At 71.7% G+C, this 11,512-nt stretch carries 12 protein-coding genes, 1 pseudogene and 1 riboswitch; of the genes and pseudogenes, 6 read left to right on the top strand and 7 right to left on the bottom strand.

Features of this window, described 5'->3' with window-relative positions:
• A pseudogene (locus tag ACZ4U1_RS34980) lies at positions 1–147 on the top strand (2-oxoacid:ferredoxin oxidoreductase subunit beta); the annotation flags it as partial.
• A gap of 13 nt (positions 148–160) precedes the next feature.
• Here the strand turns inward: ACZ4U1_RS34980 and ACZ4U1_RS34975 are convergent.
• Positions 161–514: a winged helix-turn-helix transcriptional regulator gene (locus tag ACZ4U1_RS34975; protein ID WP_467908201.1), complete on the bottom strand. Its 354-nt coding sequence runs from the start codon at positions 512–514 to the stop codon at positions 161–163.
• Between the two features lie 128 nt (positions 515–642).
• Between ACZ4U1_RS34975 and ACZ4U1_RS34970 the strand changes: the two genes are divergently transcribed.
• The 3 genes from ACZ4U1_RS34970 to ACZ4U1_RS34960 all read left to right on the top strand — a co-directional run bounded on the left by ACZ4U1_RS34970 (position 643) and on the right by ACZ4U1_RS34960 (position 3,104).
• On the top strand, positions 643–1,497 hold the full coding sequence (locus tag ACZ4U1_RS34970; RefSeq protein WP_467908189.1) for an SDR family oxidoreductase: 855 nt from the start codon (positions 643–645) through the stop codon (positions 1,495–1,497).
• A 122-nt stretch (positions 1,498–1,619) separates the two neighbouring features.
• Complete coding sequence (rarD, locus tag ACZ4U1_RS34965; RefSeq protein WP_467908188.1) at positions 1,620–2,576, top strand: EamA family transporter RarD; 957 nt, start codon at positions 1,620–1,622, stop codon at positions 2,574–2,576.
• Positions 2,577–2,636: 60 nt separating this feature from the next.
• Complete coding sequence (locus ACZ4U1_RS34960) at positions 2,637–3,104, top strand: VOC family protein (RefSeq protein ID WP_467908187.1); 468 nt, start codon at positions 2,637–2,639, stop codon at positions 3,102–3,104.
• Positions 3,105–3,148: 44 nt separating this feature from the next.
• On the opposite strand, the gene ACZ4U1_RS34955 is transcribed toward ACZ4U1_RS34960, so the two are convergent.
• Positions 3,149–4,213: a hypothetical protein gene (locus ACZ4U1_RS34955; RefSeq protein ID WP_467908186.1), complete on the bottom strand. Its 1,065-nt coding sequence runs from the start codon at positions 4,211–4,213 to the stop codon at positions 3,149–3,151.
• A 194-nt stretch (positions 4,214–4,407) separates the two neighbouring features.
• On the opposite strand from ACZ4U1_RS34955, the gene ACZ4U1_RS34950 reads away from it, so the two are divergent.
• Positions 4,408–5,019: a flavodoxin family protein gene (locus tag ACZ4U1_RS34950; protein ID WP_467908185.1), complete on the top strand. Its 612-nt coding sequence runs from the start codon at positions 4,408–4,410 to the stop codon at positions 5,017–5,019.
• On the opposite strand, the gene ACZ4U1_RS34945 is transcribed toward ACZ4U1_RS34950, so the two are convergent.
• The 4 genes from ACZ4U1_RS34945 to ACZ4U1_RS34930 form a co-directional block, all read right to left on the bottom strand.
• Positions 5,016–5,900, bottom strand: coding sequence for an ABC transporter permease (locus ACZ4U1_RS34945; RefSeq protein ID WP_467908184.1), 885 nt, complete (start codon positions 5,898–5,900; stop codon positions 5,016–5,018). The genes ACZ4U1_RS34950 and ACZ4U1_RS34945 overlap by 4 nt on opposite strands.
• Positions 5,887–6,861 (bottom strand): ABC transporter ATP-binding protein, encoded by a 975-nt coding sequence (locus ACZ4U1_RS34940; protein WP_467908183.1) that lies wholly within the window; start codon positions 6,859–6,861, stop codon positions 5,887–5,889. Before ACZ4U1_RS34940 ends, ACZ4U1_RS34945 begins: the two co-directional genes overlap by 14 nt.
• A 41-nt stretch (positions 6,862–6,902) precedes the next feature.
• On the bottom strand, positions 6,903–8,132 hold the full coding sequence (locus ACZ4U1_RS34935) for a LolA family protein (protein ID WP_467908182.1): 1,230 nt from the start codon (positions 8,130–8,132) through the stop codon (positions 6,903–6,905).
• Positions 8,133–8,388: 256 nt separating this feature from the next.
• Entirely contained in the window at positions 8,389–9,399 is a 1,011-nt protein-coding gene (locus ACZ4U1_RS34930) for a polyprenyl synthetase family protein (protein WP_467908181.1), read from the bottom strand.
• Between the two features lie 523 nt (positions 9,400–9,922).
• A riboswitch (cyclic di-AMP (ydaO/yuaA leader) is annotated at positions 9,923–10,104 on the top strand.
• A gap of 3 nt (positions 10,105–10,107) precedes the next feature.
• Between ACZ4U1_RS34930 and ACZ4U1_RS34925 the strand changes: the two genes are divergently transcribed.
• Entirely contained in the window at positions 10,108–10,593 is a 486-nt protein-coding gene (locus ACZ4U1_RS34925; RefSeq protein WP_467908180.1) for a transglycosylase SLT domain-containing protein, read from the top strand.
• A gap of 38 nt (positions 10,594–10,631) precedes the next feature.
• On the opposite strand, the gene ACZ4U1_RS34920 is transcribed toward ACZ4U1_RS34925, so the two are convergent.
• Positions 10,632–11,450, bottom strand: coding sequence for an HAD family hydrolase (locus tag ACZ4U1_RS34920; RefSeq protein WP_467908179.1), 819 nt, complete (start codon positions 11,448–11,450; stop codon positions 10,632–10,634).
• Positions 11,451–11,512 lie beyond the last annotated feature (62 nt).

Below are 11,512 nucleotides of genomic sequence, written 5' to 3'. Positions count from 1 at the left end.
ACCCCGATCGGAGTCTTCCGCTCCGTCGAACGACCCGTCTACGACACCCAGATGGCCGAACAACTCGACACCGCGATCGAACAACGCGGCAAGGGCGACCTGGCCGCACTGCTCGCCGGCGGGGACACCTGGACGGTCGTCGGCTGAGTCTGCTGGTGATTCACGAGGCCCGGGACTGGATTTCCCGGGCCTCGTCGTATGCCCGGCGGGCGCTGAGCACGTCGTCCATGCGCTGCTCCGTCCACTGCGCGAGCGCCCGCACCTGCTCCGCCGCCTCGCGGCCCAGCTCGGTCAGGGAGTAGTCGACGCGTGGCGGGATGACCGGCTTGGCGTCGCGGTGGACGAGACCGTCGCGCTCCAGGGTCTGGAGGGTCTGCGTGAGCATCTTCTCGCTGACCCGGCCGATCGCACGGCGCAGTTCGCTGAAGCGGTACGAGCGGTCGAGGAGCTGGATCAGCACCAGCACCCCCCAGCGGCTGGTGACGTGCTCCAGAACCAGGCGATGGGGGCACATGGCCTCGCCGTCACCCTTCCACTGACTTACCTTCACACCCGTACCTTACTTCAAAGTGGGTACTTTCTCTCGGTTAGCGCCAGTCTTAGGGTTAGCAGTGACCGCACCCGAGAAGGAGATCGACCCTCATGAGCATCGTCGTCACCGGAGCCACCGGACACCTCGGCCGCCTCGTCGTGGAGCAACTGCTGGAGAAGGTCCCCGCGGAGCAGATCACCGCCGTCGTGCGCGACACGGCGAAGGCCGCCGACCTCGCCGCCCGCGGGGTGAGGCTCGCGGTCGCCGACTACAACGCGCCCGAGACCTTCGACGGCCTGTTCGCCGCCGGCGACAAGGTCCTGCTGATCTCCGGCAACGAGTTCGACAAGGGCCGGGTCGGACAGCACACGGTCGTCATCGAGGCGGCCAAGGCGGCCGGCGTGGCACTGCTCGCCTACACCAGCGCCCCCGGCAGCCTGACGGCCGCGCTGGCCGACGACCACCGGGCCACCGAGCAGGTGCTGCTCGCCTCCGGCCTGCCGTACAGCCTGCTGCGCAACGGCTGGTACCACGAGAACTACACGGAGAACCTGGCGCCGGTCCTCGAGCACAGCGCGGTCGTCCAGGCCGCCGGTGACGGCCGGGTCTCCTCGGCCTCCCGCGCCGACTACGCCGCCGCCGCGGTCGCGGTGCTGACCGGCGAGGGGCACGAGAACACGACGTACGAGCTGGGCGGCGACGAGGCGTGGAGCTTCACCGAGTACGCGGCCGAGCTGAGCCGGCAGACCGGCAAGGAGATCGTCTACAACCCGGTCTCGGTGGAGGCCTTCACCGGCATCCTGACCGGCGCCGGGCTGCCCGCGCCGCTGGCGGAGGTCTTCGCCGGGGTGGACGCCTCGATCGAGAAGGGCGAGCTCGTCGTCTCCTCCGGTGACCTGTCCCGGCTGATCGGCCGCCCGACGACGCCGCTGGCGGACGCCATCACCGCCGCGCTGAAGGGCTGAGGCGAGCGGGGCGACCCGGCTGTCATGACCGTATGGCGATACGGGCATGACAGCCGGGAACGTCCGGCGCTACCTTCGTTCTCGCACGTCCAGGGAGGACGCGCGGGCAACAAGGAGGGGCCGTGGCCGGGACGTCCGAGGCTGAGCACCGAATAGGCCTGCTCAACGGTTTCGCCGCCTATGGGATGTGGGGTCTGGTCCCCCTGTTCTGGCCGCTGCTCAAACCCGCCGGCGCCATGGAGATCCTGGCCAACCGGATGGTGTGGTCCCTGGTGGTCGTCGCCGTCGCGCTGCTCCTCGTACGGCGCTGGGCCTGGGCCGGAGAGCTGCTGCGCCAGCCCCGGCGGCTCGGCCTGGTCGCCGTGGCGGCCGGCGTCATCACCGTGAACTGGGGCATCTACATCTGGGCCGTGAACTCCGGCCACGTGGTCGAGGCCTCGCTCGGCTACTTCATCAACCCGCTGGTCACCATCGCGATGGGCGTGCTGCTCCTGAAGGAGCGACTGCGGCGCGTGCAGTGGGCGGCGGTCGCGATCGGCTTCGCCGCCGTCGTCGTCCTGACCGTCGGCTACGGCCGCCCGCCGTGGATCTCGCTCTGCCTCGCCTTCACCTTCGCCACCTACGGGCTGGTGAAGAAGAAGGTCGCCCTCGGCGGTGTCGAGTCGCTGGCCGCCGAGACCGCGATCCAGTTCCTCCCGGCGCTCGCCTATCTGCTGTGGCTGACCGCGCACGGCGACGCCACGTTCCTGAGCCACGGCGGCGGACACGCCGCCCTGCTCGCCTCCACCGGCGTCGTCACCGCGCTGCCCCTGGTCTGCTTCGGCGCGGCGGCGATCCGCGTGCCGCTGTCCACGCTGGGCCTGCTGCAGTACCTGGCCCCGATCTTCCAGTTCCTGCTCGGCGTCCTCTACTTCCACGAGGCCATGCCGGCCGAGCGGTGGGCCGGGTTCGCCCTGGTCTGGCTGGCGCTGATCCTGCTCACGGGCGACGCGCTGCGCTCCACCCGGCGTCCGGAGCGGCTCACCGTACCGGCGGCGCGCGCCACCGAGACCCCGGCATCGGCCGCGGCGGACGCCTGACGGTGTGGACCGGTGCGCTGAAGGGCCCCCTCCGCCGAGGGGTCCGGCTATAAGTGGGGGATGACCACACAGGCGCCCGCCCCGCTGCACTGGAAGATCGTCATCGACGCGGCCGACCCGCACGCCCAGGCCGACTTCTGGGCCGCGGCCCTGCACTACACCGCCGAGGACAACAGCGCCCTCGTCGAACGGCTGCTGTCCCTCGGCGCGCTGTCCGGGGAGGCCACCGTCGAGTACCACGGCCGGGCCGCCTTCCGTGACCTGATCGCCGTACGCCACCCCGACGACCCGTACGACCCCGAGACCGGCACCGGGCTCGGGCGGCGGCTGCTGTTCCAGCGCGTACCGGAGCCGAAGACCGTGAAGAACCGGCTCCACCTCGACCTCCACGCCGGCCCGGAGCGGCGCGCGGACGAGGTGACACGCCTTCGGGCGCTGGGCGCGCGGGTGCTGCGCGAGGTGAAGGAACCCGCGGGTCAATGGGTGCTGATGGCGGATCCCGAGGGCAACGAGTTCTGCGTGCAGTAGTCAGCGGTCCGTCCGTCGGGCCGCCCGGGTGCGCGCCCGCCCGGTCACGCCCGTGCCGCCTTGGCCGCCCGGTCGGTGAGGCGGACCATGCGGGCGCGGGCGGACTCCAGCGGGCGCGGGTCGTCCGCGGCGGGGCCCGGCTCGGCGGTGAGGTCCGTCCACAGGTCGATCAGGTCGCGGCCCAGCCGCAGGCCCTCCTCGGGGTCGCGCACCGCACGCCAGGCGGTGGCCGCGCTCTGCAGGTTGCCGTAGGCGGCCTCCCCGTCCCGTGCCTGGCGGCGCAGCCGGGCGAGGTCCAGGGACAGCCGGAAGGCGCGGACCGGTTCGTCGCCCAGGTAGGCGATGTAGGCGCGCAGTTCGCGCAGGTGCAGCACCTCGGCGTGGTGCTCGCCGAGCACGGCGGACGCCTCGGCGAGGGTCCGGTCGGCCAGTTCCGCCGCCGCGTCGATACGGCCCGCCCGTACGGCCTCGTTGATACGGCTCATCGGCTCGGTGAGCAGCTCCGCCCCCTCGGCCGTCTCGGTCAACGGCCCGTCCCCGAGCACCTCCTCGGCCACCGCGTCGAACCCGCGGGGCGGGGTGGGGGTGGCGGAGTCCGCCGGTACGGCGGTGAGGGGCTCCGGCGGTACGGGGGAGACGGGGGCGGTCGGCTCGGCGGGTGCGGCGGTGACAGGCTCCGGCGACACGGGAGTCACCGCGGTCTCGCTCATCACGGGTGCCGGTCCGAACTGGCCGGTCGGCGCCTGCACGGTGCCCGGCGTCACGGCCCCTGGCGCGGGGGCGGGCGCGGGGGGCGGGGTGGGAGTGGTCGTGGCGGGCAGCCGTACCGGCTCGCCCGTCATCCGGCTGGAGCCGTCCGCCGAGACCTCCAGGGGGACGACACAGCCCGCCTGGTCGTCCTGGACCGTGGCGCGTACGGCCGCGCCGAGGCTGATGGCCAGGCGCTGGAGGTGGTTCAGGACGGCCTGCTGGATCTCCTCGCCCGGCGCCGCCACGACCGACGTACCGCCCACCGTCGCGTACCCCGGGCCGAACACCCGGACGGGCACCGCCGCCGGATGCGCCACGGGCTGCTGCGCCCGCTTCTTCTCGAAGCTCAGTCGAGCCATCGGTGTCCTCACTCCCCCGGCGTCGCGATCCGGTCGTACGCGTCCCTGTCCACCAGTGTGTCGGCTTCCCCCGGCTTCCGCGTCACCACGACGTCACAGCCTCGCACCAGCCGCACCCTGGCCAAGCTTGCTTGCATATGCATAAAATGCACATGCCTTTATTCGCGGTACGACACGACACATCTGGGGGACCCATGAACCGCCGTTTCCTCTTCGTCCTGGGCAGCGCCCGCCAGGACGGCAACACCGAGCTGCTGGCCCGCGAGGCCGCCGCTCAGCTGCCCGCCGACGTCGAACAGCGCTGGATCCGCCTCGCCGAACACCCGCTGCCCGACTTCGCGGACCTGCGCCACGACGACGACCACGTCCGGCCGTCCGCGGACACCCCCGCCGGCCTGCTGCTGGACGCCACCCTCGCCGCGACGGACGTCGTGATCGCCTCGCCGCTGTACTGGTACTCGGTGTCCAGCCTCACCAAGCGCTACCTGGACTACTGGTCGGCCTGGCTGCGCACCCCGGGCGCCGACTTCAAGGCGACGATGGCCGGCCGGACCCTCTGGGGCGTCGCCGCGCTGGCCGACGACGAGCCGTCGGTCGCGGACCCGTACGTCGGCACGCTCAACAACTCGGCCGCCTACCTGGGCATGCACTTCGGCGGGGTCCTGCTCGGCAACGGCAGCGCGCCCGGTGACGTACGGAAGGACACGGCGGCGCTGGCGCGTGCGAAGACGTTCTTCGCACAGGACGCGCCCCTCGCGCGCTTTCCGTACCAGACCGACGGCGTCCGGGCCGGCGTCCAGGGCTAGGCGTTGATGTCCTTCGCCGTGAACCGCGCCCAGGCGGCCGAGCCGAACACCACCGCGTACAGCCCCTGGAGGCCGAGGTTCCGCACCAGGTCGTCCCAGTAGACGGGGTCGCGCATCAGGTCGGCGAAGGACAGCCAGTAGTGCGAGAACAGGTAGGGCTGCAGCGCGTGCAGCTGGGGTATCTGGTCGACGATCTGCACGGTGATGAGCAGGCCGACGGTGGTCGCCATCGCGGCTATACCGCTGGTGGTGAGGGTCGACACGAACAGGCCGAGGGCCGCCACACCCACCAGTGAGGCGGCGACGACCAGGGCGATCAGCAGGGCCCGGCCGAGTCCCTCGGCGAAGCTGATCCGGGTGCCGGAGATCGTCGTCAGCTCGCCCAGCGGGAAGAGCAGCGCGCCGACGATCAGTGCCGAGACGGCGACGACCAGCGTGGCCAGCAGACAGAAGGCCAGCACCGTCGCGTACTTGGTGAGCAGCAGCCGGGTGCGGCCGGCCGGGGCGACCAGCAGATAGCGCAGGGTGCCCGCGCCCGCCTCCCCGGCGATCGCGTCACCCGCGACGACGCCGACCGCCATCGGCAGGAAGAACGGCAGGGTCGCGGCGAGCGCGGTGAACACCAGGAACAGCCCGTTGTTGGTGATCTGCGTGATGAACGCCGGGCCCTCACCGCTCCCGCCGCCCACCGAGCCGCCGCCCCGGGTCTCGATCCTGACCGCGATCCCCACCAGTACCGGCACCGCGGCCAGCACCCCGAGCAGGGCGAGGGTGCGCCAGCGGCGGACGGTGGTGACCAGCTCGCTGCGCAGCAGCCCGAGGGTCCACAGCGGATTCGTCCGGCGGCCGGCGTCCGCCGGCAGCGCATCAGCCCGCGACATCGAAGCCCTCCCCCGTCAGTGCCACGAACGCGTCCTCCAGCGAGGCGCGTTCGACCGTCAGTCCCCGGACCCGGACGCCCGCGGTGACCAGGGCCGCGGTGACCTCGGCGAGGTCCCGCTCGGGCGGTTCGCCGGTGACCCGGTCGCCGTCGGCGGTCACGTCCCCGACGCCCAGTTCCTTCAGCACGCGGGCCGCCTCCGCCCCGTCCGGGGTGGTCACCACCAGCCGGCCGCGCGCCCCGGCCGCGAGGTCCGCCACCTCGCCCTGGGTGATGAGCCGGCCCTGGGCCATGACCGCCGCGTGGGTGCACACCTGCTCGATCTCGTCCAGCAGATGGGAGGAGAGGAAGACGGTCGTGCCGTCGGCGGCCAGCTCCCTGATCAGCGTGCGGATCTCGCGCATGCCCTGCGGGTCGAGGCCGTTGGTGGGTTCGTCCAGGACGAGCAGTCTGCGCGGCTGGAGCAGTGCGGCGGCCAGCCCGAGGCGCTGTTTCATGCCGAGCGAGTACGCCTTCGCCTTCTTGCCCGCGGCGGCCGCGAGGCCGACCCGGTCCAGTGCCGCGGCGACGCGGGCGCGCCGGGTGCGCGGGTCGGCGGTCGGGTCGGCGGCGTCGTAGCGCAGCAGGTTGTCCCGGCCGGTCAGGAAGCCGTACAGGGCGGGGCCTTCGATGAGCGCGCCGACCTGCGGGAGGACCGTGCGCGCCGAGCGGGGCATGGGCCGGCCCAGCACGCGGGCGGTGCCCGCGGTCGGTTCGATCAGGCCCATCAGCATCCGGATGGTGGTGGTTTTCCCCGAGCCGTTCGGGCCGAGGAAGCCGAAGACGCTGCCCGCCGGGACGGTCAGGTCGAGACCGTCCACGGCGAGCTGTCCGCCGCGGTAGCGCTTGGTGAGACCGCGCGTGGCGATCACGCTCGCCGGCGCGTCCCCCGGGTCCGGCTGCGTGGCGGACGGTGCGTCCATCGGCTCCCCCTCGATTCATCCGATGCGTCCTGCCCGGAAGGTCACTTCGCCGCGTCGGCCGCCTTCACCAGGGCGTCCTTGGTCACCGCGCCGGCGTACACCTTGCCGTCGTCGGTGATCAGGGCGTTGACCAGGCGGGTGGAGAACACCGTGCCCTTGCCGAACTTCCCGTCGACCTGCTCGCCGAGCGAGCCGAGGAAGCCGCCGAGGTCACCGCCCTGGGAGCCGGTCGGCAGGCCGCCCTCGGCACCGGTGTCGAAGGTGACCACGGAGGTCCAGCCCTTGCCGAGGACGGTCGGGCCGGCCGTGCCCTTCAGGCCCTCGGCGAAGTCCTCGGCGTGCCTCGGGGTCTCGCCGTGCTTCGGGGCGTGCTCGCGCGCCTCGGCCCCGTCCTTCTCCTCGGTGACCTTCGCGCCCTTGGGCGGGGTGAAGTCGAAGGTGGAGGCGGCCGGCTCGGCGAAGGAGACCTGGGTGAAGCCCGCGTCGAGCACGGCGGCGCCGCCGCTCCTCGGGGTCAGCGTGAACTTCAGCGGCATGCCCGTCTTCGCGTCCACGGCGATGCTGATCGCGCCGACGGTGGTGCCGGACTGCTTGGGCTGGATCAGCAGTTTGTAGGCGTCGCGCCCGGCGACCTGGGCGGTGCCGTCGACGGTGACGGACGTGGTGTCGTCGACCGCCTTCAGGGCCTCGTCGGCGAAGTCCTTGGGCGTGGCCGGCGGCTCGGCCCGGTGCTCCTTGCCGGAGCCGGCCGCGGTGGAGTGGTAGACCTCGTTGCTCTTGCTGTCGTAGCCCCAGACGTCCTTGCCGTCGTGGATCAGGCTGTACTCGGCGCCACGCTCCAGCAGGGAGAGCTTCTGCCGGTCCGGGCCGTCGGCGGCGACGCGCAGGGTGTGCGTGCCGGAGACCAGCTCGGTGAGCTTGGCCTGCGGGTCGGCCGAGGAGCCGTCACCGGAGCCGCCCTGGCCCGCCCCGGAGAGCAGGCCGTCCTCCAGGCCGCCGAGGTCGGGCAGGCCGAGGTCGGTGCTGACCTTCACGGTGCCGGACAGCTGCTGCACGTCCGACCTGGCGATCTTTTCGATGAGCTGCTGTGCGCTGATCTTCGGCAGATCGGGGTCACCGGAGTCGGCGAGTGCCGGGACCAGCCCGATGGTGGCCGCCGCCACCCCCACCACGGCGACCGGGACGGCGTACCGGGCGGCCTTGCGCCGGCCGGAGCGCGGGGTCTCGTCCTGCGCGGCGTCCACTGCGTCGTCGGATTCGTACGGTGCCATGTGTGCCTTACCTCCGTCGTCGGCGGCGGCTGTCCTCACGCTGGTCCACTGGTCCACCCTGAGCCGCCATTCTCACCCGAATCGGTGAGGAGTGGTGATTTCCGTGGTATCCATCTGACCAAATCGGCCGTGAGGAAGCGTCAGCCCACGGAGCCAACTCCGGGTCCACCTGCGGTATGACACGCGGCGCCGGTATCTCCACCCGACCCGTAGGGGTCGTGTGGGACGCCGTCGCCCGTACGGGTTGCCGGCCCGGTCAGCCGGCGCGGTGCACGACCGCGTCGCACAGCTCCGTCAGGGCCGCCTTGGCGTCGCACTCGGGCAGCGGGGCCAGCGCGGCCCGCGCCTCCTCCGCGTACCGGACGGTGTCCCGGCGGGCCTGCTCCAGCGCGGGGTGCGCGCGCAGCGCGGCCAGCGCCTCGGCGTGCCGGGCGTCGTCGCTGAGGTCGGAGTCGAGCAGTTCGCACAGCGCGACGTCCTCGGGCAGGCCCAGCCGGGCGGCCCGCTCGCGCAGCCGGAGCACGGGCAGGGTCGCGATGCCCTCGCGCAGGTCGGTGCCCGGGGTCTTGCCGGACTCGTGGGAGTCGGAGGCGATGTCCAGGACGTCGTCGGCGAGCTGGAAGGCGACCCCGAGCCGTTCGCCGTACTGGGTGAGCACGTCGACGACCCGCTCGCCGGCGCCGGACATCATCGCGCCGAACCGGCACGAAACCGCCACCAGGGAGCCCGTCTTGCCGCCGAGCACGTCCAGGTAGTGCTCGATCGGGTCGCGCCCGTCCGAGGGGCCCGCGGTCTCCAGGATCTGGCCGGTGACGAGCCGTTCGAACGCCAGGGCCTGCACCCGGACCGCCTCGGGGCCGAGGTCGGCGAGGATCTGGGAGGCGCGGGCGAAGAGGAAGTCGCCGGTGAGGACCGCGACGGAGTTGCCCCAGCGGGCGTTGGCGCTGTCCACGCCGCGCCGTACGGCCGCCTCGTCCATGACGTCGTCGTGGTACAGCGTGGCCAGGTGGGTCAGCTCCACGACCACGGCCGACGGCACGACGCCCGGCGCGTAGGGGTCGCCGAACTGGGCGGCGAGCATCACGAGGAGTGGCCGGAAACGCTTCCCGCCGGCCCGCACGAGGTGCTGCGCGGCCTCCGTGATGAACGGGACCTCGCTCTTGGTGGCTTCGAGCAAGCCTTCCTCGACAGCCGTCAATCCGGCCTGGACATCGGCTTCCAGAGCCTGGTCCCGCACGCTCAGCCCGAACGGCCCGACGACGGTCACGAGGGGTCTCCTGTCTGCTGGTGTCTGCTGGCGATTACACGGTTTGTCGATAGGTCGCTGCCATCACTCAAGTCAGCGTATCCGGTCCTGTTTCGATCACCGATAGCGCCCACCGGTCCAGCCCGGGCGGTACCGGTTCATGATCAACATGGATTTGATCACACAGTAAGAACGGACATTTATTGACTTAACAGCAATACGGGCACTGTGTCGCAACCTCTCCACACCCTCTCCTCTGTCACCTTAGGCGCGAATCCCCCTATTCCCCCATGCCCGATTTGAAGCGATTTGCTATTTCGTGAATTGGGTCACGCGCCCCGTATACCCGGCCCACCCCCCGCAACCCCCTCGACCCCTTGCCGCGCAAGCGAGTTGAGGGTTGGCAATCGCAAAGGATCAAGCACCCCATACGGCGTCGATCAAGGTCAAATCGCACGTTCTATGAATCCGGTACTTGTTCCCGACATGTGCTCTCGCATACGTTCCGGGCCGTCGGGCGGACGCCGAATCCTGCCGCCGCCCGCATAACCCATCGACGAACTCATTCGTACGGCAGGAGCGGGGGACCCCAGGAAAGCCGCCGGGCCGGTCGGCACACGCCGCACCGGTACGGCTAGGGGTGAAGCCGTGCCTCTTCGGGGCGCGGCCGGGCACCTCCCCGCCCGAACCCGACAGCTCACCTCGCAGGCGCCGGAGAGGAACGTCCCCATGTCCGCTGCCGTTCAGCACCGCCGTACCCGGAACAGCCGCCTCGTCCGCGCCCTCGTCGCCGCCGGCACCGGCGTCGCCGTGCTCGCCCTGCCGCTCATCGGCGCGACCAGCGCCTCCGCGGCCACCGACACCACCACGGCGGCCACCACCACCGCCGGATACCCGAACAACCTGGACGGCTGGATCCGCGAGTCGCTCGCGATCATGGCCGAGAAGGGCATCCCGGGCACCTACAACGGCATCTACCGCAACATCATCCGCGAGTCCTCGGGCAACCCGAACGCCATCAACCTGTGGGACTCCAACGCCGCCAAGGGCATCCCGTCCAAGGGCCTGCTCCAGGTCATCGACCCCACGTTCAACGCGTACCACGTCGCCGGAACCTCGTTCAACATCTACGACCCGGTCGCGAACATCACCGCCGCCTGCAACTACGCGGCCGCGCGGTACGGGTCGATCGACAACGTGTTCGGCGCGTACTGACCTGCTCCGGCCGACCGGTCATCACGGCCGGTCGGTCATCACAGCCGGTCGGCCGGGAAGAGTCCTTCGAGGACGACGGCGATGCCGTCGTCCTCGTTCGACAAGGTGATCTCGTCGGCCACCGCCTTCAGTTCGGGGTGCGCGTTGGCCATGGCGACACCGCGCCCGGCCCAGTCGAACATCGGGATGTCGTTGGGCATGTCGCCGAAGGCGAGGGCCCGGTCGGCATCCACCCCGAGCCGCTCGGCGGCCAGCGCCAGCCCGGTCGCCTTCGTCACCCCCCTCGGCTGCAGCTCCACGGTCCCCGGCCCCGACATGGTGACCGTCGCCAGCGAGCCCACCGCCGAGCGGGCCACGGCCGCCAACTCGTCGTCCGACAGGGAGGCGTGCCGCAGCAGCACCTTGCTGATGGGCTCGCACCACAGGTCGTCCCGCCGGCCGACGCGCACCGCGGGCAGCGTCGGATGGGGCATCCGGTACCCGGGCTCGATCAGCGTGAGCCCGTCCACGCCGTCCTGGTCGACCGCCGCGTAGACCTGCCCCACCTCCGCCTCGATCTTGCCGAGCGCGGTCTCGGCCAGCTCCCGGTCCAGCCGGACCGACCACAGCAGACGGCCGGTCCCGGCGTCGTAGACCTGCGCCCCCTGCCCGCACACCGCGAGCCCCGTGCAGCCGAGGTCCGCCAGCAGCGGCCGGACCCGTGGCGCCGGGCGGCCCGTCACCACCAGATGCCGGGCGCCGGCCCGCACCACCCGCGCGAGCGCGGCGAGCGACCGGTCGGAGACGGTGTCGTCGCCGCGCAGCAGCGTTCCGTCCAGGTCAGTGGCGATCAGTGCATATGCCGGGGAGGGTGCCATGATCAGAGAATACGGACACCGCGCCCCGCCGACTCACCTGTCATTACACGCACTTACGTGCT

The sequence above is a fragment of the Streptomyces sp. NPDC028928 genome (assembly GCF_055564915.1).
Note: the sequence above shows the minus strand (reverse complement) of the source record. Positions and strands in the feature narration are given on the sequence as shown.

Bases quoted from the DNA above. Each gene is read 5' to 3' on its own strand.
- ACZ4U1_RS34975 (WP_467908201.1), bottom strand. From the start codon at position 514: ATGTGCCCCCATCGCCTGGTTCTGGAGCACGTCACCAGCCGCTGGGGG.
- ACZ4U1_RS34970 (WP_467908189.1), top strand. From the start codon at position 643: ATGAGCATCGTCGTCACCGGAGCCACCGGACACCTCGGCCGCCTCGTC.
- ACZ4U1_RS34960 (WP_467908187.1), top strand. From the start codon at position 2,637: ATGACCACACAGGCGCCCGCCCCGCTGCACTGGAAGATCGTCATCGAC.
- ACZ4U1_RS34955 (WP_467908186.1), bottom strand. From the start codon at position 4,213: ATGGCTCGACTGAGCTTCGAGAAGAAGCGGGCGCAGCAGCCCGTGGCG.
- ACZ4U1_RS34950 (WP_467908185.1), top strand. From the start codon at position 4,408: ATGAACCGCCGTTTCCTCTTCGTCCTGGGCAGCGCCCGCCAGGACGGC.
- ACZ4U1_RS34945 (WP_467908184.1), bottom strand. From the start codon at position 5,900: ATGTCGCGGGCTGATGCGCTGCCGGCGGACGCCGGCCGCCGGACGAAT.
- ACZ4U1_RS34940 (WP_467908183.1), bottom strand. From the start codon at position 6,861: ATGGACGCACCGTCCGCCACGCAGCCGGACCCGGGGGACGCGCCGGCG.
- ACZ4U1_RS34935 (WP_467908182.1), bottom strand. From the start codon at position 8,132: ATGGCACCGTACGAATCCGACGACGCAGTGGACGCCGCGCAGGACGAG.
- ACZ4U1_RS34925 (WP_467908180.1), top strand. From the start codon at position 10,108: ATGTCCGCTGCCGTTCAGCACCGCCGTACCCGGAACAGCCGCCTCGTC.
- ACZ4U1_RS34920 (WP_467908179.1), bottom strand. From the start codon at position 11,450: ATGGCACCCTCCCCGGCATATGCACTGATCGCCACTGACCTGGACGGA.